This is a genomic window from Streptomyces sp. NPDC059002 (assembly GCF_042740435.1).
Lineage (GTDB): Bacteria > Actinomycetota > Actinomycetes > Streptomycetales > Streptomycetaceae > Streptomyces.
Map to the genome: position 1 here is coordinate 44,870 of NZ_JBHYJI010000004.1, position 24,000 is coordinate 68,869.

The window sequence follows — 24,000 nt, forward strand, 5'->3', positions numbered from 1 at the left end:
CCCGCCGCCTGCCGGGCCCCGGCTCACGCCGGGGAGAACTGGGCCGCGTCGACGTGGCTCACCGCCACCGAGAGGAACGCCCGGGTGGACCCCGGATCGCTCGCGATCCACCGCAGGAATTCCCTTCGCTCGTCCGTCACCTGGAGTCCCGCGCTGTCCAGGGCCATCTGGTAGCGCGGCTCCATCAACCGGTCGCGGGCCGCCGCGAAGCCGTGCAGCGCCGCGTCCAGCGCGGCGGCGTCACCGGGACCGGGCCCCGGCTCCGTGGCCGACGCGGAACCCACCGCGTCGGCCAGCGCCGCCGCCTGCTCGAAGGCGTCGCTGATGCCGGTGCCGGTGATCGAGTCCTTGTGGCAGCCCGCGTCGCCCACGAGCACCCAGCCGGGGCCCGTGGCCTGCCGGAAGAAGTTGAACTGGCTGCCGGTGCCGCGCAGCCGCTCCACGCGGCGCGCACCGGCGGCCCGTTCGGCCAGTTCCGGGGCGGTGCTGCGCAGGGCCTCCGCGTACGCGAGGGCGGGATCCTGCCGTACGGCGGGGAACTCCTCCTGCGGGAAGTACGCGGCGACCAGGGTGAGTTCGTCGTGCGTCGGCACCACGCCGATCAGCCGTCCCTGACGCTCATGGACCTCGAACTGTGCGGGCAGACCGGCCCAGTAGCCGTAGTACACACAGGTCATCGGGGCGTCCTCGCGTTCGGTCGCGGCCCCCACCAGGCGGGCCACCGTGGAGCGCATGCCGTCCGCCCCGACCACCAGGCGGGCCCGTATCTCCTCCGTCGCGCCGCCGTCCGTGCGGCAGGTGACCCCGACGGTCCTGCCGTCGTCGCCGGAGAGCACCCCGGTGACCGTGCAGCCGTCCCGGAACTCCGCGCCCGCCGCGACCGCCGCGTCGGCGACCAGAGCGTCGAGGACGTAGCGGCGCGGCGCGTACACGGCGTCGATGCGCTCCTCCACCGGCACGGGTCCTTCGAGCCTGAGGTCCCCGAGCGTGTACGAGATGTGGCGCACCGGCGGGCATCCGCCGTCCGCCAACGGGCCCAACAGGCCCCACTGGTCGAGCAGTCGAAGCCCCGGCCGGTGGATGTGCTGGGTGGAGAGCGTGTCGCTCGGGAACCGGGAGCGGTCGAGCAGCAGCACCCGATGCCCGGCCCTGGCCAGGAGCATCGCCGTCGCGGCGCCCGCGCTCCGTGCGCCCACGACCACCACGTCGTATGACTCCATCAGTGGGTGTCCCTCTCACTCGTGATCGTTCGTACGCGGCCGTCGGCGGTCATCGGCGCCCCCGCAGGGGCAGCTGCGGATCCGTCCGCTCGGGGGCCGCGCGCCCCACCGTCACCAGGACGAGGGGCTGCAGCGGCGCGGGCAGGGCGAGGACGTCCGCGATGCCCGTCAGGTCGAAGTCGCAGTGCACATGGCTGTCGAGCCCGGCGGCCGCCGCCGCGAGGGCGACGCGCTGCACGGCCGTGCCCGCCGCGATGGTGAGCATGCGGTACCAGCGGTCGCCGTGCGCGAGGACTCCGCCGCGCGGATCGCCGCAGACCACCAGGGTCGCGGTCGCGGTGCGGCACTCGTCGGCCAGCATCGGGCTCTTGGCCGCGTGCAGCAGGGCGGTCGCCGCGTCGGCGCCCCGGGTGGGGGCCAGGGCGTGCGGTCCGCGGTCGTAGAGATACGCGCCCACGGGTACGCCCGTCACCCCGCGCACCACCCCGGCGATCCGCACCGCGTCGCCGTCCGGTGTGCGCGGCAGGTCGTGGCGTACCGGCACGGTGGCCGTGGCGAGCAGCGACGCGAGCGCGTCCGGGGAGACCGGTCCTGGGCGGAAGCCGTAGACCGTGCGGCGCCGGGTGAATCCCCTTTCGGGGGTGGGGTGTACGGGGGGCAGGGGGATGGCGTCGGGGGTGGGGGGCGCATGCGGCGCGGGCTCTTGGGGCGGGGGCGTCCCTCCCCCGGTGCCGGTTCCGCCGCCCGGCGCCGCGTCGAGGATGGCCTCGTGCAGCGCGGCGGCGTCCGCGACCGCGGGGATGCCGGTGAGGGGCCGGGGCGCGGGGCGCTCGCGGGGCACGTCGCCCCGCCATCCCGACGGCTCCTGCCCGGTAATCCGCCGCGCCTCCTGCGGCCCGTCGCCCGCGGGACGGTGCACCGTGACCACGGCGAACACGCTCTCCGCCGACGGGTCGAGACCGAGCAGGCGGTCCAGCTCCCGGTCGTCGAACCGCAGATGGACGACGGCTTCGAGCCCCGAGCCCTCGGCGGCGGCCACCGCCTGGGCCACCGCGACGCCGCAGTCCAGGCTCTGCAGCCGATAGCCGAACGAGCCGTACTTGGCGGAGTTGCGCCACAGGACGCTGCTCAGGAGGAGGACGAACTCCGGCCGCCGGGCCGGGGGTTCGGCGAGACGGGCGAGCAGCAGGTCCCGCCCTTCGCCGTCCCTGAGCCGCTCCAGGGCGTGGTGCGCGGGGTCGTAGTGGGACAGGCCTGCCGCCGTGCCGTCCGTGTCGCCGTGCGCGACGTACACCTCGACGGGATAGCGGGACCCGGAGGCCGCGCCGGGGCGTCCCGGTGCGAGGATCACGCGCCGCTCCCGTGCCGCCTCGGTGGCGGCGGTGGCGAGTCCGGTCGGCATGATGCCGCTCATCCACCGCATCCGGGTGAGCCCGTTGGTCTGCCGCAGCAGCCAGGAGAGCCGCTCCCCGGAGGCGTCGGAGGGCGCCTCGCCGGGTGTGGTGAGCGGATGGCGCGGGGCGTCCGGGTAGCTCTTGTAGAGCGGGGGCAACTGTGCCATGTCGGCGGAGGGCAGCGCGTCGGGCGGCTGGTGCCCGGTGCCGAGGAACCGGAGGGCCGTCGTGGGGTACGTGGTCACTGGCGGGCCCCTTCCGGGTGGGCGCTTGCCGCGGGGGTTCGGCCGGGGACGGGCAGCAGGCAGCGTTCGTCGGGGCCCGGCGTGCCCAGGACGATCTGGAACAGCGGCTCGTGGCCCTCGGGCAGGGACAGGGCGCGCGACAGGGTGGTCGCGTCGTAGCCGTTGTGGATGCGCGCGGCGAGCCCCTCGGCCGCGCTCAGCACGCAGGCGCGCTGCGCGAGCAGGCCCGCCTCGTGGTGCAGGACCCTGAACCCCCGGTCGCCGAAGGCCAGTTGGGCGGCCCGGCGCGGGCCGGAGAGGAAGAGCACCGCGGGCACGGACCGGTAGTCGATGTTGGGCGCCTCGGCCCCGAGCCGCTCCAGCGGCACCTCCCCGCGGTGCACGAGCCCGTGCGGCGTCACCTCGTGGACACCGGGCCGCAGGCCGTCGACGCGGGAGGCCCACAGGTGGGCGGTGATGGGGGACGGCGCGCCGTGGGGGCGGGCGTCCGAGGTGTACGGGTGGGGCAGGCGGTCGGCGATCCGGTGCACCGTCGCGGCCGGGACCGGCGGCCCCGCGGCGCGCAGGACGAGGCTGCCCGACGTGCGGTCGCGCAGGGCGCGGGCGAGGTCGGGCAGCGGCGCGTGCAGCGCCGGGTCCGCGGCTGCGGTTGCGGCTGCGGCTGCGGCTGCGGTTGCGGCTGCGGGCAGTTCGGCGAAGGACGCCGTGTCGGTCAGCCGTGCCGCGCGGTCCAACTCGACCAGTTCCGGGCAGTGTTCGAGCCCGGCCGGGTCGTCGTGGCCGCCCGAGGGCGCGGGCCGGTCGACGGGCACCGCCCAGGGGCCGTCCGCGAGGTCCGCCTCGGTGACGTGCGCGGCCCTGCGGCGCGGGGGACGGCCCGCCGCGTCCGGTCCCGCCGGGTACAGGGGCAGGGCCAGGGCGACGCTCTCCTGCGGCGGGCGTACGCCGATGAGCCGTTCCAGGACACCGTCGATGAACTGGTGGTGCACCTGCCCCCGCACGCCGAGCGCGTCGGCGACGAGGAGGGCGTTCCCCGCGACCAGGCCGGTCTCCTGCGCGCACAGGCGGTACGCGTAACTGCCGTACCGGAAGGCGGTTCTCCAGAACACCGTGGACAGCATCAGGACGCCGACGGCGCCGTCGATGTGCGCGCCGAGCGCCTTGCCGACGACGTCGCCGAAGTCGCCCGGCCTGAGCTGGACCAGGGCGTGGTGGGCCGCGTCGTGGGCGTAGAGCCCTGCGGGCAGGCCGTCGTGTCCCGGCGTCCACAGGTAGGTGTCGACGGGGGCGAAGCAGCGGGCGGAGGGGGTGGCCCGGTGGTAGGGCCAGCGGGCGGTCGGGCCGAACTCGGTGCGGAGCACGCCGTTGGTGTAGTGGAGCAGCGCCGAGTGGAAGTCCGCGCTCGGCGCCGCCACCGGGGCGGACAGCGTCGACGGGGGCGCGGGCAGCGGGAAGCGGCGCAGCTCCCCGAACCGCCGGAACCGCTCCGGCTCCCCGGGTCCGCCCTCCCTGCCGCCCGGCGCCTCGGCGGTCATGGCGGCGTAGTCGTACAGCGAGCGCCGCCAGAAGCGCTCGCCGGGCGTCGTGCCGCCCACGGCCCGGGCCGGGTGGGCGGGGCGCTGCGTGAGGGTCATCGCGGAACTCCTCACGGGAACGGGTGGGGGTGCGGGTTGATGTCGGCGGGGGTCAACGGGCGCTCGGCGTACCCCAGTTCGTACGGTGTGTTCAGGAGGCGGGGCAGGCCGTCCACGCGTCGGTTGCGGTGCCCGAACGTCATCGGGAGCGTGCCGGGCACCATCACCTTGACGCAGGCGAAGCCGCCCGCCCGGTGCTCGGGGGTGGTCTGGTCGACCACGATCACGTCGAGTCCGCGGTCCGCGTAGCGGCGGACCAGCTCGGCCAAGTCGTCGCTCAGGTCGGTGTGTTCGGGCCACTTCCACGCCGCTTCGAAGTCGCTGAACGGCTGCGCGGGGCGCTCCGTGAGCAGGAAGTCGAAGCGGTCGAACGCGTCCTCGTGGCTGTAGAGCACCGAGTGGTCGCCCATCACCTTGACCAGCGAGGGATCGCGGACCATGGCGGCCGCGCGCTCCCGCTCGTCCGCGTCGTAGATCTTGGCGTGCTCCAGCAGGTGCGCCATCTCGTGCAGGACGTTGAGCACGGCCTTCTCGGCGGTGAGGCCGGACCCTCCGGCGCACAGCGCCTTGGGCCTGCCCGGGTCGTCGAGGGCGTCGAGGCCGACGGCCCAGAAGCACGGCACGCCCTGTTCCAGGGTGGCGGAGTAGAGCTGGATCTCGTATCCGGTGCGCTGCCTCAAGTGCTCGATGAGCAGCGGGATCCTGCGGTCGCGTGCCGAGCCCGGATCGATGCGGGGAATGGGCATGCGGCCGTACCAGGTCATCAAGAAGGCGTCCCGCTCGGCGACTTCGAGGAGGCCGCACAGGATCGCCTCCTCCAGGCAGCCGCCGAGCGCGCAGCCGTTGGATATCTCGTAGACGAAGCGGGGCTCGTCGTGGCTGTGCGCGGCGTAGTAGGCGTACCGCTCGGGCACCAGGACCGGCTCGCCCCTGCCGAAGGAGTATCCCCAGACCCAGGGCATCACCAGGTCGTCGTCGTAGCGCACATAGGGGAAGCCGGGCAGGTCGTGGCGCTCGTCCGGGTACAGGCCGAACACCCTTGGGTCCACGGCCCGTTCGCCCAGTGCGCGGCGGCTCGCGGTGACGGCGGTGCGCCGGCCGCGCGGCTGCTCGCCGCCGAAGCGTTCAAGGGCCTCAAGGACGGCGGTGATCCGCGACGAGCGGTAGTCGAGGGTGCGGCCCCAGCCGTGCTGGGAGCTGTTGCCGCGCAGGGAGCTCAGGGGCGCGACGGCGCGCGGCAGCGGTCCCGACCGCTCGTCGTCGACGGACGGCACCACGCCCGCCGCGCCGTCCACATACAGGTCGTACAGCTCGTCCGCGCGGGCGAGGACGTCCTGCACGCGGAAGACGTCGGGCGCCCGCTTGGGCCGCGGGGCGGGTGCGACGACGGCGTCGTCCGGGGCGTCCTGCGGCAGTCCGCCGCACAGCTCGCACGGCGCGTACGGGAGGTAGCGGTGCGAGCCGACCGCGAGGGACGCGAGGTCGACGCGCAGGAACCGGTCGCCCGGCCTGCGGCCCGCCACCTCACGGTCGGGTCCTTCGGTGCCGTGCGGCCGGGGCGGCTCGCCCGCCAGGTCCCTGGCGAGCAGGTCGACGGCGAGTTCGGCGGCCACCGCGGCGGCGGGCCTGGTGCGCAGCGCCGAGGGCCGCTCGGTGAGCCGCGTGCCGTGCCGCTCGCGCAGCGCCTCGTGCTCCCTCGCCTTGTCGCGGGCGAGCCTGCGCCGCCAGTCGGCGCAGCCGGGGCAGCCACCGGCGGGCGTGCCCGCGAGCGGTCCGACGTGCACGGCGTCCGCCGCGGCGAACACGGGCAGCCAGGGGATCCCGGCGAGCGCGGCCGCCTCGCGCACCCGGGCGACGGCGGTGGCGCGCGGGGCGTCGCCGACGAGGAGGACGGCCGCGCAGGGGGCGAGCGCGGCGGCCAGGACGGCGGCGTCGGGGGTGCCGTCGCCGTCCTGGCCCGTTCTTGTGCCTGTGCCTGTGCCTGTTCCTGTGCCTGTGCCGTCCGGGCGTACGACGTGGAAGGCGCGGGCGGCGACGGCGGCCACCGCCTCGTCCAGGAGACCGTCGTCGCCGATCAGGGCGACGGTGGGGCGCGGGTGCTCAGCCATCGAGGAGCACCACCCTGAGCAGGTGCGGCAGTACGCCGGTCACGGCGGCGTCGCCGTCCAGCGGGACCGCCACCGGTTCCCTGCCCTGCGCGCGCAGGGCTTCGACCAGGGGGCCGTACCGCCCTTCGCCCGGTTCGCGGTGGCCGGTCCGCAGCCGCACCGCGGGGGACGGGCCGTACTGGGGCTGGCCCGCGGCGGCCGCCTGATGGCTCAGGAGCAGCCGGCCGAGCGCCGCCTCCAGGGCCTCGTCGGCGGTGAACCCCGCGCCGTGGGCGACGAGTTCACCGTCCAGGGCCACCGTGCGGAGGAAGGCGCCGTCGGGCGCCGTCACCTCGTACGCGCGCAGGTCGCCGCCCAGGGCGGTGAGCAGACCGAGGTACCGGTCGGCGGTCCCGGTGAGCCGAAGTCCCTCAAGGACCAGCGGGACCGCCGCTGCCGGAACCGCGTCCGCGGGGACACCGCGTACGACGTGGTCGAGCAGGCCCTGCTCCACGGCGTCGTCCCGGCTGATCCCGCCCGCGACACCGGCCGGCACCGTGTCGGCCGACCGCTCCCCCGGCACCTGCCGTGCCGTGCCGTCCGCGAGCGCGATGCCCCGGACGTCCCCGGGGGCCGCGGCCCGCACCGCGTACGCGGCGAGGCCGTGCCGCAGGGCCGCGTCCCTGGCCGCGTCGAAGTCCGGTCCCGCGCCCCACACGTCGAACGGCGCGCCCGGCCGCCCGGGGTCGTCCACCGCGAGCCGCACGACGCGCAGCGGGAACTGGTCGAGGTGGTCCTCCGTCACCGGCGCGAGCACCCCGAGCCTGGCGTCGGTCAACGCCTCGGCCCGCTCGGCGAGTTCGGCCGCGTCCACGACCTCGTCGGCCGCGCCTTCGACGGCGGACGGTGCCGCGTCCGGGTGCGGGGACAGGGTGTGCGTGACCGTCTGGAGCGTCTCCAGGTCGAGGCACACCACCCGCGCCGAGGCTCCCGCGGCGGCGCCCCGCACGTCGTCGGCGACCCCGGTGACGTACTCGAAGACGCGGAACGCCAGATGGTTGGCGATGATGCCGGGCACGGGCCCGGTGAGGAAGCGGCCCGCCGGTGCCGGCGCGTCCACGCCCCGCTCCCGGTCCGCCGCTCCGACCCGTCGCCACAGGCTTCCCCAGCGCGCCGCGCCAGGACCGTCGTCCGGTGCGCAGACCGGGCCGATCCAGGCCTCGTCGGCGACGACGGTGGCCGCGACGAGGGTCGTGCCGGTGGTCGCGCAGGTCTCGTCGAGGGCGGTGAGCAGGGCCGGTTCCGCGGAGTCCGTCGCGGCGAGGAGGACGTCGGCGGAGTCGGCGGCGCGGGTCAGGGCCGCCGGGTCCGTGGCGTCGAGCGGTGCGACGGCGAGGAGTTGGCCGGGGTCGCGGTCCTTCGCCGATGCGGCGAGCGCGGTGAGGCGGGTGTGCTCGGCGGGGTCCGTCGTCACGGGGTGCGCCGTCACGCGGGCCACGCCGGTCAGCAGGACGGCCTCGACGAGCGCGGTGAACACGGCGCCCGTGCCGACCACGGCGACACGGGTCTCGCGGTGGCGCTGGAAGCGGCGGGCCGGCGAGGTGCGGAACGCCTCCACGAAGGCGATCTGCGAGGCGTACGCCGCCACGTCCGCGTCGGAGAGGGTGTGCGGCTCGTCCGCGCCCACGTCACGGACGAGGCCCGCGTCGTGCAGCGCGCCGACGAGCCGTTCGACCATCCGGCGCTTGGCGGGCGGCAGTCCGGAGGTGAGGTCCCCGACGCTGTGGCCGCCGTTCAGATGGGGGGAGAGCTTCTCCAGCCAGGTGTAGGTGGAGGCCCCTTGGAAGGTGACGACGTCACTGCCGTCGGTCAGCAGGACACCGTCGCCCTCGGGGGCCGGGGTGAAGAACACCCCGGCCCTCATCCGCGGGCACATGGCCGCGACATCGCTCCGCATGATGGCTCGCTCCGCGTTCGGCTCGTCCGGGTGGACTGTCATGGATGGGCTCTTCTCGGTGATCGTGCCAGCGGCCGGTGCCGCGGTCGTCCGTCCCTGGACTGCTTTCTCGGGTCCGCCCGCCGGACGGAGTCGCGGGTCCGGCTCCGACTCGAGTGGGGTTTCCTGCCTCACTTCCGTCCGCCCCCGATCAGGCGGACCGCGCGTGGCGGCGGGTCAGATCGGACAGAACGGGGACGAGTTCGGCGGGTCCCGGCAGCGTGGCGAGTTCCTGGCGCAGCACCGTGGCGCCGTTGTGGAACAGGGGTTCCGACACGAGCCTGCGCACCGCGTCCCGCAGCGCGTCCGGGCTGAACCGGTCCGGTTCCAGGGTGAGTCCCGCGTACCGCTCGGTGGCGTAGCGGGCCGCCGAGCGCTCGCCCCAGTACGGCATCGGCACGATGAGCTGGGGCACGCCGAGCGCGGCGGCCGCGGAGAACGTGCCCTCGCCCCCGTGGTGGACGACGGCGGCGCACTCCGGCAGGAGCTGGCTGAGCGGCAGGAAGTCGACGACCCGTACGTGGTCGGGGATCCTGACGCCCGCCGTCTGGTCGGGGGTGAGCGTGGCGACCAGTTCGACGCCGAGGCCCTCGGTGGCGGCGAGGACCTCGGCCACCGACACACCGCTCTCCTTGAACAGCTGTCTGCCGCGGCCGCCGACGCCGAGCGTCAGACAGACGCGGGGGCGCGAGGGGCGCGCGTGCAGCCAGTCGGGCACCGTCGCGCCGCCGCTGTAGGGGATCCAGCGCATGCTCTCGTAGCGCAGGTCGCCGGGGACGGAGGGGCGCATGCCCGGCGGCATCGGGTCGATGGTCCACTGGCCGAGCAGCAACTCCTCCTCGTACGGCAGGCCGTACGGTTCCAGGAGCTGCTGCATGACCTCTTCGAGCGGCTCGGGCCAGACGTCCGCGGATCCGGTGGCCTGCTCGGCCCGGTAGCGCAGCGAGCGCTGCCGCAGCCAGGCGATGGTGTCCTGGCCCCACAGCAGCCGGGCGTGCGCGGCGCCGCTGAGCCGGGCCGCGATGGCGGCGGGCAGGCAGAAGGGGTCCCACAGGACGAGGTCGGGCCGCCAGCGCACCGCCGTGCCCGCGAGGTCCTCCAGGAGCGGGCGGAGCCGGGCGAACAGACGGGTCAGCTTGAACCACTTCTCGCCCCAGTCCGGGCAGTCCCTGGGGTCGGCGGCCAGGTCGCCCGCGAGGCCGTCGAGGAGCGCGGGGTCACGGCTGTACGCGACGATCTCGTCGAGCTCGTCGCCCCGGCCGAGCGGCACCGCGGCGAGCCCGGCCTCCGTGACGGGGCGCGTCATGTCGGGGTGGGTGACGACCCGCACTTCGTGGCCCGCGTTCTGCAGCGCCCAGGCGAGCGGCACGACGGGGAAGGTGTGCGCGGTGGCGGGAAAGACGACGAACAGGACACGCATGGAGGCGCTCCTTTCTGGGCGGGTCAGCCCCGGGACGCGAGGAATTCCTTGACGGTGGAGGCGATGTGGTCGAGCATCTCGTCGGTCAGGCCCGGGTAGACGCCGACCCAGAAGGTCTGGGACGTGACGATGTCGCTGTTGGTGAGCTCGCCGGAGATCCGGTGCGGGGTGTCGGAGTAGGCGGGGTGCCGGGTGAGGTTGCCCGCGAAGAGCCGCCGGGTGCCGACGCCGCGGCTCTCCAGGTGCGCGATCAACTCCGGTGCGGTGAAGGGCGCTTGAGGGTCCACGGTGAGGGCGAAGCCGAACCAGCTGGGCTCGCTCCGTTCGGTGGCGCGCGGCAGGATCAGGTGCGGCGCCCCGTCGAGGCTCTCGCGCAGCCGCCGCCAGTTGCGTCGGCGCGCGGCCACGAAGCCGTCCAGCTTGGCGAGTTGGGCGAGGCCGAGCGCCGCCTGGAGGTCGGTCGCCTTCAGGTTGTAGCCCACGTGGGAGAAGATGTACTTGTGGTCGTAGCCCGCGGGCAGGGTGCCCATGCGGTGGCTGAACCGCTTCAGGCAGCGGTCGTTCTCGCCCGGTTCGCACCAGCAGTCCCTGCCCCAGTCCCGCAGTGACTCCACGATGCGGGCGAGCGCCAGGTCGGAGGTGAGGACGCAGCCGCCCTCCCCCATGGCCAGGTGGTGCGCCGGGTAGAAGCTGACCGTGGACAGCGCGCCGAAGGTGCCGGTGAGCCGCCCGTCGTAACGGGCCCCGACCGCGTCGCAGTTGTCCTCGACCAGGTGGAGTCCGTGCGCGTCCGCGAGGTCCGCGATCCCGGCGGCCTCGAAGGGGTTGCCGAGCGCGTGGGCGATGACGACGGCGCGGGTGCGGGGCCCGATGGCGCGGGCGACGCGGTCGGCGGTGGTGTTGTATGTGCCGAGGTCGATGTCCACGAAGACCGGCACGAGGCCGTTCTGCAGGATGGGGTTGACCGTCGTGGGGAACCCCGCGGCGACGGTGATCACCTCGTCGCCGGGGCGCAGCCGCCGGTCCCCGAGCTGCGGCGAGGTCAGCGCGCTCACCGCCAACAGGTTCGCGGAGGAACCGGAGTTGGTCAGATGGGCCTTGCGGCGTTCCATCCGGCGGGCGAAGGCGGACTCGAAGCGGCGCGACGCGGGGCCCGCGGCGATCCTGAGGTCCAGGGCGGCCTCGACCAGGGCGGCGCGGTCGTCGGCGCCGAGCACCGCGCCGGACGGCCAGACCTCGCTGACGCCCGGGTCGAAGGGCTCGCACTCGGCGTCGAGCACCTCCTGGTAGTCGCGTACGGCGTCGAGCACGCGCTGCCTGGCGAGTTCGGCGTTCATCGGGCGCCCGCCGGGTCGAGGGCGTCGGCGGGGCGGCCGGTCCCTGCGGCGTGCCGTGCGCGGTACCAGTCGATGGTGCGGGCGAGGCCCTCCTCGAAGGGGACGCGGGGCCGGTAGCCGAGGCCGCGGAGCTTGCTGTCGTCCACGCAGTAGCGGCGGTCGTGCGCCTTGCGGTCCTCGACGCGGCGCACCGAACTCCAGTCGGCACCGCACGCGTCGAGGAGCATCCCGGTGAGCGCGCGGTTGGTGAGCTGGGTGCCGCCGCCGACGTTGTAGACCTCGCCGGGGGCGCCGCGCTCGATCACGAGCCTGATGGCCCGGCAGTGGTCGCTGACGTGCAGCCAGTCCCGGATGTTCTCGCCGTCCCCGTACAACGGCACGGAGCCGCCCTCAAGAAGAGTCGTCACAAAGCGCGGGATGAGCTTCTCCGGGTGCTGGCGGGTGCCGTAGTTGTTGCTGCACCGGGTGATGCGGACGTCGAGTCCGTGCGTACGGGCGTACGCGAGGGCCATCAGGTCGGCGGACGCCTTGGACGCGGCGTACGGCGAGTTCGGGTCGGGCGGCGACTGCTCGGTCCAGGCCCCCTCGTCGATCGAGCCGTACACCTCGTCCGTGGACACGTGCAGGAAGGTGCGGGCCCCGGCGGCCCGCGCCGCTTCCAGGAGGGTGTGCGTGCCGAGGACGTTGCTGCGCACGAACGCTCCGGAGTCGGCGATCGAGCGGTCGACGTGCGTCTCCGCGGCGAAGTTGACGATCACCGTGCCCGGTTCGACGAGGCCGGCCACGAGCGCGGCGTCGGTGATGTCGCCGTGCACGAACCGCAGCCGCGGGTCGTCCCTGAGCGCGCCGAGGCGGGCCGGGTCGCCCGCGTAGGTCAGCGCGTCGAGGACGGTGACCCGCGCGTCGGCGGGCGAGCCGGGGCCGAGGAGGTCGTGGACGAAGTGCGAGCCGATGAACCCGGCGGCGCCGGTGACGAGGTACGGAACGGTCATGACGTGATGTGCACCTTGCTGTGATCACCCAGCATGAAGCGGTGGGCTGCGGGGCGGCGTGGAGCGGGGGCCACTTCGACGTGGCAGCCGATGAGCGAGGCGTCGATGCGGCGCACACCGGTGATCGAGGAGTCGTTGAGGACGATGGAGAACTCGATCTCGCTGTCCTCGACACGGCAGTTCTCCGCGATGGACGTCGAGGGCCCCACATAGGAGTTGACGATCGACGATCCGGCGCCGATCAGGGCGGGCCCGACGATGCGCGAGCCGCGCACCTCGGCGCCCGGGCCGATCCGCACCCGGCCGATGAGTTCGCTGTCGGCGCTCACCACGCCCTCGACGGACGGTTCGAGCTGTTCGAGCACCTGCCGGTTGGCCTCCAGCATGTCGGCGGCGCTCCCGGTGTCCTTCCAGTAGCCGCTGATCATGGCGGGGCGGACGTCCCTGCCCTCGTCGATCAGCCACTGGATGGCGTCGGTGATCTCCAGCTCGCCGCGTCCGGAAGGGGAGATGGCCCGTACGGCGCGGTGGATGAGCGGGGTGAAGAGATAGACGCCGACGACGGCCAGATCGCTCTTGGGCCGCTCCGGCTTCTCCTCCAGGCCGGTGACGCGGCCCGTCTCCGAGAGCGTCACCACCCCGTACGCGCTGGGGTCCGCCACCCGGGTCAGCAGGATCTGCGCGTCGGGCCGCGCGGCGCGGAAGCCGTCCACGAGCGGGGTGATCCCGCCGAGGATGAAATTGTCCCCGAGGTACATCAGGAAGTCCTCGTCGCCGAGGAACTCCCGGGCGATCAGGACCGCGTGGGCGAGGCCGAGCGGGCTCTCCTGCGGCAGATACGTCACGTCGAGGCCGAAGGCCGAGCCGTCGCCGACGGCCCGCTCGATCTCGGCGGCCGTGTCGCCGACGACGATGCCGACCTCCTTGATCCCGGCGTCCGCAATGGCTTCGAGGCCGTAGTGGAGGACGGGCTTGTTGGCGATGGGCACCAGCTGTTTGGCGGAGGTGTGGGTGATGGGCCGCAGCCGCGTCCCCGCGCCTCCCGCGAGCACGAGTGCTTTCACGATGCTCCTTCCGTACGGGCGGACGCGGTGGACGCGGCGGGCGCGGCGGACGCGGCGGACGCGGTGGACGCGGTGGACGCGGTGGACGCGGTGGACGCGAACGTCGCGGCGGACGCGAACGTCGCGGCGGATACGGCGGACCCGGCGGGCGCGGCGGACGCGGTGGACGCGAAAGGAGCGGCGGGCGCGGTGGACGCGAAAGGAGCGGCGGGCGCGGCGGACGCGAAAGGAGCGGCGGGCGCAGTGGACGCGAAAGTCGCGGCGGGCGCAGTGGACGCGGTGGACGCGGTGGACGCGAACGTCGCGGCGGACGCGGCGGACGCGGCAGTCGCGGTGGATACGGCGGACGCGAAAGTCGCGGCGGACGCGGCAGTCGCGGTGGATACGGCGGACGCGACAGTCGCGGCGGATACGGCGGACGCGGTGGATACGGCGGGCAGGTGGCGCTCCACGATGTCCGCGGCCCGCGCGGGGCCCCCGGCGGCGCGGATCTGCTCGCGCATGGCGCGGGCGCGCTCCTGCGCCACCGGGTCGCCGAGCAGCCCGGCGACCGCGGCGCGCAGCGCGGCCGGGTCGAGCGCGTCGCGGTGCAGCGGGACGCCGATGCCCAGCTCCGCGAGGCGGTCCGCGTTGGCCCGCTGCTCCCCCATCTGCGGGACGGTGACCATGGGCACGGCGCTGCTCAGCGCCTCCAGGACGCTGCCCATGCCGGCGTGGGTGACGAACGCGTCGGCGTGCCGCAGGACCGCCTGTTGGGGCACGTGGGCGTGCGCCTCGATGTGCGGCGGGAGCGGGCCGAGCCCGGCCGGGTCGTGTGCGCCGACGGCCATCACCACGTGCCAGTCGGTTGCGCGCAGCGCATCGACGCAGTCCCGGAAGAATCCCGGCCTGCCGCTCTGCACGGTGCCGAGCGACACGAGGACCACGGGGCGTCCGTCGCCGGGCGGCGTCCAGCCGCCGTCGAGGGTGCGGGGCGCCGCGCAGGGCCCGACGAAGTGGTGGCTGTCGTCGAAGGTGTCCCCCGCGCACTGCAGGGCGCGCGGCAGGAACACCAGGGTCGTGGGGCGCGGCCCCGGCGCCCCGGCCCCGAAGAAGTCCCGTGCCGCGCCCGGCGCGTCGAGGTCCTGGAAGAGGGCGCCCATCTCCCGGAAGACGGCGGCGAGTTCGGGGTCCGCGGGATCGAAGTGCGCGTAGCCCGCCGAGGCCAGCGACCAGTGTTCGTTGACGGCCAGCGTCGGCACGCAGCGGATCGCGGGCACGCCGAGCGCGTCGGCGACGATGCGTCCGGCCCAGCCGAGCACCCCGTCGTAGAGCATCAGGTCGGGCGGTTCCGCGCGGAAGGCGTCGAGCAGCGGGGGCACGATCGTGCGGGTCTCGCGGGTCAGGCCGCGCAGGTTGTGGACGTAGTCGACGGTGGTCAGCCGGTCCGGGTCCGCGGTCGCCGCGAGGGTGGCCCTGGGGTCGGTCAGCGTGGTGTCGTACGGCACCAGGCGGGCGCCCGCGCGCTCGATCTCCGCCCCGTACGCGGCGGGCACGGCGTAGCTCACCCGGTGTCCGCGGGCGACGAGTTCCGCGACCAGGCCCTGGGTGATGTTGACGTGCCCGAATCCGGGGATGTTGAAGAACCCGATGTGTGCCATGACGTGCTCCGTTCAGTACCGCGGGGTGTGGAAGGCGCGCACCGCGAGCGGCCCGAAGACCGCGAGCAGCACCGCGCACCAGCCGAGCGCCGCGGCGACGGGGTGGGCGGTCGGCCAGGCGGCGTCGGGCGGCACGGCCATGGGGTCGCCGAAGAGTCCCCTGGCCGCGGAGACGATCGCGCTCACCGGGTTCCACTCGGCGACCAGGCGCAGGGCGGGCGTCATGCCGTCGGCGGGGACGAAGATGTTGGAGACCATGGTGAGCGGGAACGTCAGCATGCCGATGAGGTCGGTCACCGCGCGGGAGCACACCACGAGGCCCAGCCAGATGCCCAGCCAGCTGAAGGCGTAGCGGGCGGCGACGAGCAGCAGGAAAGCGGCGGCGATGCCGGGTCCCGAGCCGCCGGGGCGCCAGCCGACGAGGAGTCCGCAGCCCGCCATCACGAGGAGGCTGACCGCGCCGCCGATGATCTCGGCGAGCGACTGCCCGAGGGGGACGCCCGCGCGGCTCATCGGCAGCGAGTGGAAGCGGTCGATGACCCCCTTCTCCTTGTCCTCGACGACGACTCCCGCGCTCGCGGAGACACCGAACACCGTCATCTGCGCGAGCATCCCGGGCAGCAGGAAGTCGACGTACGAACTCCCGCCCGGTGCCTGCATGTTGCTGCCGAGCACGTATACGAAGAGCACGGTGAACAGGAGCGGCAGGAGCAGCGCCATCGCGGCGCGCTCGGGGGCGCTGCGCAGATGGCTCAGATAGCGCCGGGTGACGGTCGCGGCGTCGCCCGCGCACCAGCGGAGCCTGACGTACCAGGGTTCGTCCGGGCTGATGGCGAGGGGCGGCACGGCGAGCGGGGCGCGCCGTGCGAGGGCGGTGCGGTTCACCGTGCCGCCTCCTGGGTGCGGCGGGCGTCGCCGAGGAGCCGCAGGAAGACCTCGTCGAGGGTGGGGCGGCGCAGGGCGAGGTCCTCGACCGCGACGCCCGCGGCGGCCAGCTCCCGCAGTGCGGCGGCGAGTACGGCGGTGCCGTGCGCCTCGCCCGTTCCCGCGGCGACGGTCACCCGGCGCAGTTCGGTCCTGACCTCGGCCCGCTGTCCGCCGCCCGCGCGTTCCAACACGGCTGCGGCCAGGTCGAGTTGATGCGCCTCGCGGACCGTCAGGTCGATGTGCTCGGTGCCGAGCGACGCCTTCAGCTCGTCCGGCGAACCGTTCGCGATGACGCGGCCGCCCGCGCCGTCCGGGTTGGCGAGGACGGCGATGCGGTCGGCGAGGTGGTCGGCCTCCTCCAGATACTGCGTGGTGAGCAGCACGGTCGTACCGCCGCGCACCAACTCACGGACGCTGTCCCAGAGTTCGCCCCGGCTCTCCGGGTCGAGTCCCGTGGTCGGCTCGTCGAGGAAGACCACCGCGGGCGACACGATCATGCTGACCGCCAGGTCGAGCCTGCGCCGCATGCCGCCGGAGTAGGTGCGCACGGGGCGCCGCGCGGCGTCCTGGAGCCCGAAGCGTTCGAGCAGTTCGGCGGCGCGTCCGCGCACGGCGGCGCCGCGCATCCGGTACATCCGGGCGAACATCTCCAGGTTGTCCCGGCCGCTGAGGAGCTCGTCGACGGAGGCGTACTGCCCGGTGAGCCCGATGCGGCAGCGCACGGCGGCGGCCTCGTCGACCACGTCGTGCCCGGCGACGCGCGCGCTTCCCGCGTCCGGCCGCGCGAGGGTGGCCAGGATCCGCACCAGCGTGGTCTTGCCGACGCCATTGGGCCCGAGCAGACCGCAGACGGTGCCGGGCGCGACGGACAGATCGACGCCACCCAGCGCGGGCGTGGCACCGAACCGCTTGTGCAGGGCGCTCACTTCGATCATGCCGTCGCTCATGCCGTGGCTCCGGAGGTGAGGCGCACCGGCAGCGTGAGCAGCCCCCGCATGTCGCCGACGGGCCGCCAGTGCTGCGGCTGGCCGGGGTCCGCGAGCGCGAGTCCGGGACAGCGCTCGAGCAGTGCGGTCAACGCCGTACGCACCTGGAGCCTCGCCAGCGGCGCGCCCAGGCAGAAGTGGATGCCGTGGCCGAACGACAGGTGCGGGGCCCGCTCCCTCGCGATGTCGAGGCGCCCCGGCTCCGGGCAGACGTCCGGGTCACGGTTGGCGGCGGCGAGTGAGACGCTGACGATGGCACCGGCCGGGATGACGGCGCCCGCCACCTCGACGTCCTCGCGGGCCACCCGCAGGGTCGTACGCGCCAACGAGGCCTCGTAGCGCAGCAGTTCCTCGACGGCGCCCGGCATGAGGTCCGGTTCGGCGCGCAGTCTGGCGAGCTGCTCGGGGTGGCGCAGCAGGGCGTCGACCGCGTTGCCGATCATGCCGGTGGTCGTCTCGTGCCCGGCGACCAGCAACAGCACGAGCAGGCTGACGAGTTCCTCGTCGCTGAGCCGCTCCTCCTGGTGGTGCGCCGCGATCAGCGCGCTCAGCAGATCGGGCTGCTCCTCCGGCGGTACGTCCCCGCGTACGCCGGGTCGCCGCGCGGCGACCAGCGAGGCGAACCAGAGGCCGAGCCGCCGGGTCCGCTCGCCGGGGCCGCCGCCCGCCGTCCCGGAAACGGTGAGCATCCGCGTGGCCCACGCGATCAGGGCGGCCCTGCTGCGGTGCGGCACACCGACGAGTTCGCTGATCACGAGCACGGGGAGCGGGAAGGCGAAGGCGGCCATGAGGTCGACGGGCGGTTGTCCGGCGCCCGCGTCGAATTCATCGATGAGCTGGTGGGTGATCTCCTCGACGCGCGGGCCGAGTTCGGCGACGCGGCGCGGGGTGAACGCGCCGGAGACGAGCGCGCGCAGCCGCGTGTGGTCCGGCGGATCGCTGTTGACCAGCGGCAGGAAGAAGCTGCCAGGCCCCTGGTCGGGATAGCCCGCCGCGCTCAGGGCAGGCGCCGCGAGCCGGGGCTCCTTGGAAAACCGCGCGTCGAGCAGCACAGCCTTGGCCTCGGCATGCCGCGTGACCAGCCAGTACTCAAGCCCGTGCGGGTTGCGCACCAGGTGGGGCCCAGGGGTGTCCTCTCGTACGCGCTCGTAATAGCCGTGCTGGTCCCCGAAGAAGGCGGGGTGGTCGATAAGGACGGGGGCGGTCATCGACCGGCTCCGGCGGGGGTGGGGGCGGGGCCGGACGTCGCAGCGGCGGGCTGCGGTTCGGCGGCCTGCGGTTCGGCGGCCATCGGCTCCACGGACTCCGGCTCGGCGGACTGCGGCTCCACGGACTCCGGCTCCGCGTCGAGCAGCGACTCGATCACGTCGACCGCCTCGACCGCGCCACCGGACCGCTCGATGTGCCCGCGCATCACTCCGGCCCGCTGCGCGAACCCCGGATCGCCGAGGACCGCATCTGCCGCGGCCCGCAGTGACTTGGCCGATACCTCGTCGCGGTGGAGCAGTACTCCGGCGCCCAGTTCCACGACCCGGTCGGCGTTCGCCCGCTGTTCCGCCATCTGTGGCACCGTCACCATCGGGACGCCGAACGACAGGGCCTCCATCACGCTGCCCATCCCCGCGTGCGTCACGAACAGATCGGCCTCGCGGAGCACGTGCAGCTGGGGCACGTGGCGACGTATCTCCATGTGCGAGGGCACCCCCACGAGGCGGTCCGCGTCCACTTGGCTGCCCACTGCCATCACCACGTCGCACGCGGCATCGGCGAAGGCGTCCACGCACCGCTGGTAGAAGGAGAGGTCTCCGTTGTGGATCGTCCCCAATGAGACGAGGACGAGGGGCCGTTCGGGGTGTGCGCGCCGCCAGTCGCCCTCGGAGGCGCGCCGGGCGAGGCAGGGGCCCACGAAGTGGAAGTCGTCGCCGAAGGTCTCGGCCCGGTACTGGAACGCGCGGGGCACGAACACCAGCGCGGGGCCCTTGTCGGTGCCCGCCATCAGTTCCTGCGGCTGCATCCGGACGCCGACGCGGGCGAGCAGCTTGGCGATGCCCCGGTAGATCCGCATGATCTCGGGGTCCGACACGTCGACGTCGGTGTGCTGCTCCGCCAGCGACCACTCCTCGCCCGCGGCGAACGTGGTGCGGTACGGCAGGGCGGGGATGCCGCGCCGCGCGGCGACGAGCCGGGCGCCCCACCCCGAGGGGTCGTCGTACACGATGAGGTCGGGGCGGTCCTCGGCGCAGAAGCGGTCCAACGGGCCGAGTACGGCGAGGGTTTCGCGCAGCAGGTCGCGCAGCACCCGGACGAGGTCGTCGCTGCCGAAGCGCTCCGCGCGGTCGGCCGGGTCGTCCTTGGCGGGGAGCCCGTCCATCGTCGACTCGTACGGGACGAGCCGTGCGCCCGCCTCCGCCACGGCCTCCGAGAACCGCTCGGTCACGGCGAAGCTCACGCGGTGGCCGCGCGCGACCAGTTCCTCGACGACGCCGAGGGCGGGGTTCACGTGTCCGCTGCCGGGCAGCGAGAAGAAGGCTATGTGTGCCGTGCGTCCGCCGCTCATCGGGCGGCTCCGGCGTGGGTGGTGCCGGGGGCAGCCGGTGCCGGTGCCGGTGCGAGCAGCGACTCGATCACGTCGACCGCCTCGACCGCGCCACCGGACCGCTCGATGTGCCCGCGCATCACCCCGGCCCGCTCCGCGTACCCCGGATCGCCAAGGACCGCATCCGCCGCGGCCCGCAGTGACTTGGCCGATACCTCGTCGCGGTGCAGCAGTACTCCGGCGCCCAGCTCCACGACCCGGTCGGCGTTCGCCCGCTGCTCCGCCATCTGCGGCACCGTCACCATCGGCACACCGAACGACAGAGCCTCCATCACGCTGCCCATCCCCGCGTGCGTCACGAACAGATCGGCCTCACGCAGCACCCGCAGCAGCGGCACGTGGCGCCGCACCTCCACATGCGACGGCACCCCCACGAGCCGGTCCAGATCCACCTGGCCGCCCACCGCCATCACCACGTCGCACGCGGCATCGGCGAAGGCGTCCACGCACTGCTGGAAGAACGCCACGTCGTCGTTGTGGATCGTCCCCAACGACACCATGACCAGGGGGCGTTCGCCCGGTCCGCGGCGCCGCCAGTCGCCGTCGAGCTTCCGCTCGTTCCAGCCGGGGCCCACGAAGTGGAAGTCGTCGGTGAACGTCTCGGCCCGGTACTGGAACTCCTTGGGTATGAACACCAGGGCGGGGCCTCGGTCGTTGGAGGCGAAGAACTCCTGCGTGGAGATGCCCGCGCCGAGCCGCTCCAGCATCACGCCGATGTCGCGGTACAGCTCGTTGAGCCCGGACTGCTCGCCGTCGAAGGACGCGTACTCGCCGTCGGTCGCCAGGGACCAGTGCTCGTTCGTCGCGAGGGTCGGGATGCTGCGGATCGAGGGGATGCCCCAGCTCTCCGCGAGCAGTCGGCCGGTCCAGCCGGACAGGCCGTCGTAGACCAGGAGGTCGGGCCGGTCACCGGCGAAGGCGCGGTCGAGCGCCGGGTGCAGCGCCTCCGTCTCCTGCGTCAGACCGCGCAGCACCTGGACGAAGTCGCCCGTCGTGAAACGGTCGTTGTCCTCCAGCTGGGTCATGGTGGCCCGGAAGCGCTTCATCGTCGTCTCGTACGGAACCAGCATCGCGCCGGCCTTCGCCACCTCGGCGCCCTGGCTCGCCGTCACGGCATAGCTGACGCGGTGCCCGCGCGCCACCAGCTCCTCGACGATTCCCACGGTCGGATTGACATGGCCGGCGCCAGGAATGTTGAAGAAGGCGATATGGGACATCGTTCCACCTGCTGTCTCCGGACGGACGGAATTCAGAACCGCACCGTAGCAAAGGAATTATCGGTACTGGTAGGGCGGTTCGACTGCTCCGTACACCTTTTCCCGCACCCCATCCCGGAGTTGGATATACGACCTCCCACCTGAGTATGAGGTCCTGCCGCGACTCCCACCGGAACGGGGTCCGAGAAACCAGGTGAGCGGCTGAAGAATTCACCATTCGCCGCGGACATCATGAGGGCGGCCACTCGCCTCGGGCGGTGGCTCCGGTGAGCTGTCCCGTTCACCGGTATCTCTTCTGCACAGTGAAGGAGACAGTCGTGCCGATCGCTGACCTGCTCGCCGATGACCTGCTCGACGTGGACGCCCTGACCGAGGACGAGCTCCTCAAGGACGACACGGACAACAACGAGGCGCAGGCCATCCTCTGCTCCTGCTGCTGCTCGTGGTGCGGCTGCTGACGCAGGTCCACAAGCGGGTGCCGCCCGGGTCCCCCCGGGCGGCATTCGCCCCTTCCCATCCAAGATCCGGAGTACGCCATGCCACGTGAAGAAGACTGGGGAATGCCTGGCACCCAGGTACCTCCGACAGGAATTGAGAGACTCCTTCTCGTCGGCACCGGATCTTCCAACGCGAGTTTTCTGCCGCTCTGGGTGAACTGGTTTCAGGTGAGTTACCCGAAGACCGAATTGCGGATTGTTCTCACCCGGTCCGCGCAGCGCTTCGTCACACGCGAAGGACTTTCCGTACTCACCAATCGCGTCGTGTTCGAGGACGCCTGGTCCGAGGAGCCGCAGGCGCGGAAACTCCATGTGGAACTGGCGAACTGGCCCGACGCCGTCGCGGTCTATCCCGCCGGAATGCACTTCATCGCGCGCCTCGCGCTCGGTCTCGCCGACACCCCGGCGGTGATGGCCCTGCAGTGCACCGAGGCCCCCATCGCGCTCGCCGCCGCGCTGCCCCCGGGCGGCTGGGAGAGCGCCGCGATGCGCGGCCACCGTGCCGCCCTCGCCGAGCGCCCGAACGTGGTGATCGCTCCGCCGGTCACCGGCCTGAGCATGACGACCGGCAAGCGCGACGGCAACCAGCCGGTTCAACTGCCGCGCCTCATCGCGAACTTGGAAGAACTGCGCGTCCGGATGGCGAAGCCCGGCGGCGAGGCGAGCGGTGACCGGGGCTAGCCGGGCGCACATCGCGGTCTGCACCGCCGCCGCGCACAGCCACATCAGTCCGCTCCTCGGCGTGGTGGCGGAGCTGGTGCGGCGCGGGCACCGGGTCAGCCATGTCACCACGGAGGAGTTCGCCCCGCTGGTGCGCTCCGCCGGGGCCACGCCCGTCGTCCTGGCCTCCTCGCTGCCCACCGACCCGGCCGACTGGCCGCGCGAGGTGCACCGGCTGCCCCTCCTCTACCTCGACGACGCCCGCGCCACGCTCCCCCTGCTCGCGCGGAGCTTCGCCGACGACCGGCCCGACCTCGTCCTCACCGAGGACCCGGCGGGCGCGGGCAGCGTGCTCGCCGCGAAGTGGCGCATCCCGGTGACCCAGGTGTGGACGTACACGGCGTCGCCCACCCACTGGTCCCTGGCCGAACCGGGCACGCCCGGCGCCAACCCGGTGGCCGCGGAGTTCCTCGCCGGGCTCGACGCGTTCCTCACGGAGCACGGTGTGCGCGGCGGCGCGCGCGCCCATCTGACCGCGCGGCTCGCGGGCGGCCTCGTCCTGACGCCGAGGCTGTTCCAGCCGGGCGGCGCCGAGCTGGGCCCGGAGTTCACCTTCGCGGGCCCGGCTCTCGCGCCGGTCGACGCCCCGCAGGACGGTCCCCCGCCCGAAGGGCCCCCGCTCGCCCTGGTCACCCTCGGCTCCATCGACACCGCGCACCCGGACTTCTTCAGGACCGTGGCCGAGGCGTTCGCCGGTCTGGACTGGCGGGTGGTGATGGCCGTCGGCAGCCGCACGGACCCCGGCGCGCTCGGTCCGCTGCCGGACGGCGTTGAGGCGCACCCGTGGGTCCCGCAGCGGGCCGTCCTCGCCCGGGCGTCGCTCGCCGTCCACCACGGCGGGATGGCGACCGTGATGGAGTGCCTGTACCACGGGGTGCCGTCGCTCGTCGTGCCCCGGCTCCGCGAACAGGCGGGCAACGCCCTGCGGTTGAGGGAACTCGGCCTCGGCGCTGCGCTCCCGCTGCGCGCGGTCTCCCCCGACGCCGTGCGCGCCGCGGTGCTGCGGCTGCACGCCGACGCGGCCGTCCGCGCCCGTGTCGCCTCGGTGCGCGAGGAGATCCGGGGCTTCGGCGGGGCGAGGGCCGCGGCCGACGCGGTGGAACGCGGGCTCGCCCCGTCATGACCACGCTGAACGCACCGGACCTGAACGCCGCGGAGCTGACCGCCGCGAACGCGACCGCCCCGGGCCTGACCACCGCGAACGCGACCGCACCCGCCACGCACGTGCCCGGCGTGACCGCGCCCGACGTGACCGTCGACGTGATCGGCGGCGGCTTCATCGCCCTTCAGGCGCGCCGCCACTTCGGTGCCCGCCCCGACATCCCGTACGCGACGCTCGTGGCGGCCGGTGTCTCCGACACCTCCGAGACCTCGCCGGAGTGCTTCCGCCGCGAGGAGCTCCTGGTCCGGCGCACGGCGCAGCGGTGCCGCGAGCACGGGCGGCTCCTGGTGTTCCTCTCCTCCGCGGCGGGCGGCCTGTACGGCAGGGAGGGCGAGGGCCGTGAGGACGGCGCGCCCGCGCCGTTCTCCGCGTACGGCAGGCACAAGCTCGCCATGGAGCGGCTCGTCGCCGACTCCGGCGCCCGCTGGCTGACGCTGCGCCTGAGCCATCTCGTCGGCACCCAGCAGAACGCCCGGCAGCTGGTGCCCTCGCTGGTGCGCCAGATCAGGTCGGGCGAGGTCGCCGTGCACCGCGGCGCGCGGCGCGACCTCCTCGACGTACGCCACTTCCTCGTCGTGCTCGACCGGCTGCTCGCCCTCGGCGTGCACGGGCGCGTCGTCAACGTCGCCTCGGGGACGGCCGTGCCCGCCGAGCGGCTGGTGGCCGGGGTCGAGGAGCGGCTCGGCTGCCGGGCACGCCGCCGCTTCCACGACGTACCACCGGAAACACTGCGGGTCTCCACCCGCCTGATGTGCTCCCTCGTCCCCGAGTCGAGGGAGTTCGGCCTCGGCCCGGACTACCCCGACGAGCTCCTCGACCGCTATGTCCGCGGCAGGGGGACGAGCGGAGGAGGGGACGCATGACAC

The 24,000-nt window shown here is 73.9% G+C and carries 19 protein-coding genes; 4 read left to right on the top strand and 15 right to left on the bottom strand.

Annotated elements, in window-relative coordinates; all coding sequences use genetic code 11:
- Positions 1 to 23: 23 nt before the first annotated feature.
- The 15 genes from ACFWZ2_RS05635 to ACFWZ2_RS05705 all read right to left on the bottom strand — a co-directional run bounded on the left by ACFWZ2_RS05635 (position 24) and on the right by ACFWZ2_RS05705 (position 20,755).
- Positions 24 to 1,220 carry an NAD(P)/FAD-dependent oxidoreductase gene (locus tag ACFWZ2_RS05635; RefSeq protein WP_384542267.1) on the bottom strand — a complete coding sequence of 399 codons (1,197 nt, stop codon included), beginning with the start codon at positions 1,218 to 1,220 and terminating at the stop codon, positions 24 to 26.
- Between the two features lie 49 nt (positions 1,221 to 1,269).
- Positions 1,270 to 2,859 (bottom strand): SagB family peptide dehydrogenase, encoded by a 1,590-nt coding sequence (locus ACFWZ2_RS05640; protein WP_384542269.1) that lies wholly within the window; start codon positions 2,857 to 2,859, stop codon positions 1,270 to 1,272.
- The gene (locus tag ACFWZ2_RS05645; protein WP_384542272.1) at positions 2,856 to 4,493 is read right to left on the bottom strand and encodes a hypothetical protein; all 1,638 of its coding nucleotides are present in this window, start codon (positions 4,491 to 4,493) and stop codon (positions 2,856 to 2,858) included. Before ACFWZ2_RS05645 ends, ACFWZ2_RS05640 begins: the two co-directional genes overlap by 4 nt.
- 11 nt (positions 4,494 to 4,504) lie before the next feature.
- Positions 4,505 to 6,601: a TOMM precursor leader peptide-binding protein gene (locus tag ACFWZ2_RS05650; RefSeq protein ID WP_384542275.1), complete on the bottom strand. Its 2,097-nt coding sequence runs from the start codon at positions 6,599 to 6,601 to the stop codon at positions 4,505 to 4,507.
- Positions 6,594 to 8,579, bottom strand: a complete 1,986-nt coding sequence (locus ACFWZ2_RS05655) for a hypothetical protein (protein WP_384542278.1) — start codon at positions 8,577 to 8,579, stop codon at positions 6,594 to 6,596. Before ACFWZ2_RS05655 ends, ACFWZ2_RS05650 begins: the two co-directional genes overlap by 8 nt.
- 148 nt (positions 8,580 to 8,727) lie before the next feature.
- On the bottom strand, positions 8,728 to 9,996 hold the full coding sequence (locus ACFWZ2_RS05660) for a nucleotide disphospho-sugar-binding domain-containing protein (RefSeq protein ID WP_384542280.1): 1,269 nt from the start codon (positions 9,994 to 9,996) through the stop codon (positions 8,728 to 8,730).
- 23 nt (positions 9,997 to 10,019) lie between these two features.
- The gene (gene rfbH / locus ACFWZ2_RS05665; protein WP_384542283.1) at positions 10,020 to 11,333 is read right to left on the bottom strand and encodes a lipopolysaccharide biosynthesis protein RfbH; all 1,314 of its coding nucleotides are present in this window, start codon (positions 11,331 to 11,333) and stop codon (positions 10,020 to 10,022) included.
- Positions 11,330 to 12,325 carry a dTDP-glucose 4,6-dehydratase gene (gene rfbB / locus ACFWZ2_RS05670; protein ID WP_384542285.1) on the bottom strand — a complete coding sequence of 332 codons (996 nt, stop codon included), beginning with the start codon at positions 12,323 to 12,325 and terminating at the stop codon, positions 11,330 to 11,332. The genes rfbH and rfbB overlap by 4 nt, the downstream gene beginning before the upstream one ends.
- Positions 12,322 to 13,389 carry a glucose-1-phosphate thymidylyltransferase gene (locus tag ACFWZ2_RS05675; RefSeq protein WP_384542288.1) on the bottom strand — a complete coding sequence of 356 codons (1,068 nt, stop codon included), beginning with the start codon at positions 13,387 to 13,389 and terminating at the stop codon, positions 12,322 to 12,324. Before ACFWZ2_RS05675 ends, rfbB begins: the two co-directional genes overlap by 4 nt.
- Positions 13,386 to 15,029, bottom strand: coding sequence for a macrolide family glycosyltransferase (locus tag ACFWZ2_RS05680; RefSeq protein WP_384542291.1), 1,644 nt, complete (start codon positions 15,027 to 15,029; stop codon positions 13,386 to 13,388). The genes ACFWZ2_RS05675 and ACFWZ2_RS05680 overlap by 4 nt, the downstream gene beginning before the upstream one ends.
- 12 nt (positions 15,030 to 15,041) lie before the next feature.
- On the bottom strand, positions 15,042 to 15,914 hold the full coding sequence (locus ACFWZ2_RS05685) for an ABC transporter permease (protein ID WP_384542293.1): 873 nt from the start codon (positions 15,912 to 15,914) through the stop codon (positions 15,042 to 15,044).
- The gene (locus ACFWZ2_RS05690; RefSeq protein WP_384542296.1) at positions 15,911 to 16,903 is read right to left on the bottom strand and encodes an ATP-binding cassette domain-containing protein; all 993 of its coding nucleotides are present in this window, start codon (positions 16,901 to 16,903) and stop codon (positions 15,911 to 15,913) included. The genes ACFWZ2_RS05685 and ACFWZ2_RS05690 overlap by 4 nt, the downstream gene beginning before the upstream one ends.
- Positions 16,900 to 18,150: a cytochrome P450 gene (locus ACFWZ2_RS05695; RefSeq protein ID WP_384542299.1), complete on the bottom strand. Its 1,251-nt coding sequence runs from the start codon at positions 18,148 to 18,150 to the stop codon at positions 16,900 to 16,902. The genes ACFWZ2_RS05690 and ACFWZ2_RS05695 overlap by 4 nt, the downstream gene beginning before the upstream one ends.
- Complete coding sequence (locus ACFWZ2_RS05700; RefSeq protein ID WP_384542302.1) at positions 18,147 to 19,499, bottom strand: macrolide family glycosyltransferase; 1,353 nt, start codon at positions 19,497 to 19,499, stop codon at positions 18,147 to 18,149. The genes ACFWZ2_RS05695 and ACFWZ2_RS05700 overlap by 4 nt, the downstream gene beginning before the upstream one ends.
- The gene (locus tag ACFWZ2_RS05705; protein WP_384542304.1) at positions 19,496 to 20,755 is read right to left on the bottom strand and encodes a macrolide family glycosyltransferase; all 1,260 of its coding nucleotides are present in this window, start codon (positions 20,753 to 20,755) and stop codon (positions 19,496 to 19,498) included. The genes ACFWZ2_RS05700 and ACFWZ2_RS05705 overlap by 4 nt, the downstream gene beginning before the upstream one ends.
- A 317-nt stretch (positions 20,756 to 21,072) precedes the next feature.
- Here ACFWZ2_RS05705 and ACFWZ2_RS05710 point away from each other — a divergent pair, with 317 nt between their 5' ends.
- From ACFWZ2_RS05710 to ACFWZ2_RS05725, 4 genes are all read left to right on the top strand, one after another.
- Positions 21,073 to 21,213, top strand: coding sequence for a hypothetical protein (locus ACFWZ2_RS05710; protein ID WP_157877745.1), 141 nt, complete (start codon positions 21,073 to 21,075; stop codon positions 21,211 to 21,213).
- 102 nt (positions 21,214 to 21,315) lie between these two features.
- Positions 21,316 to 21,933, top strand: a complete 618-nt coding sequence (locus ACFWZ2_RS05715; protein WP_384542307.1) for a flavoprotein — start codon at positions 21,316 to 21,318, stop codon at positions 21,931 to 21,933.
- Positions 21,920 to 23,095 (top strand): macrolide family glycosyltransferase, encoded by a 1,176-nt coding sequence (locus ACFWZ2_RS05720; protein WP_384542309.1) that lies wholly within the window; start codon positions 21,920 to 21,922, stop codon positions 23,093 to 23,095. The genes ACFWZ2_RS05715 and ACFWZ2_RS05720 overlap by 14 nt, the downstream gene beginning before the upstream one ends.
- Positions 23,092 to 23,997, top strand: a complete 906-nt coding sequence (locus ACFWZ2_RS05725) for an NAD-dependent epimerase/dehydratase family protein (RefSeq protein WP_384542312.1) — start codon at positions 23,092 to 23,094, stop codon at positions 23,995 to 23,997. Before ACFWZ2_RS05720 ends, ACFWZ2_RS05725 begins: the two co-directional genes overlap by 4 nt.
- Positions 23,998 to 24,000: the final 3 nt, after the last annotated feature.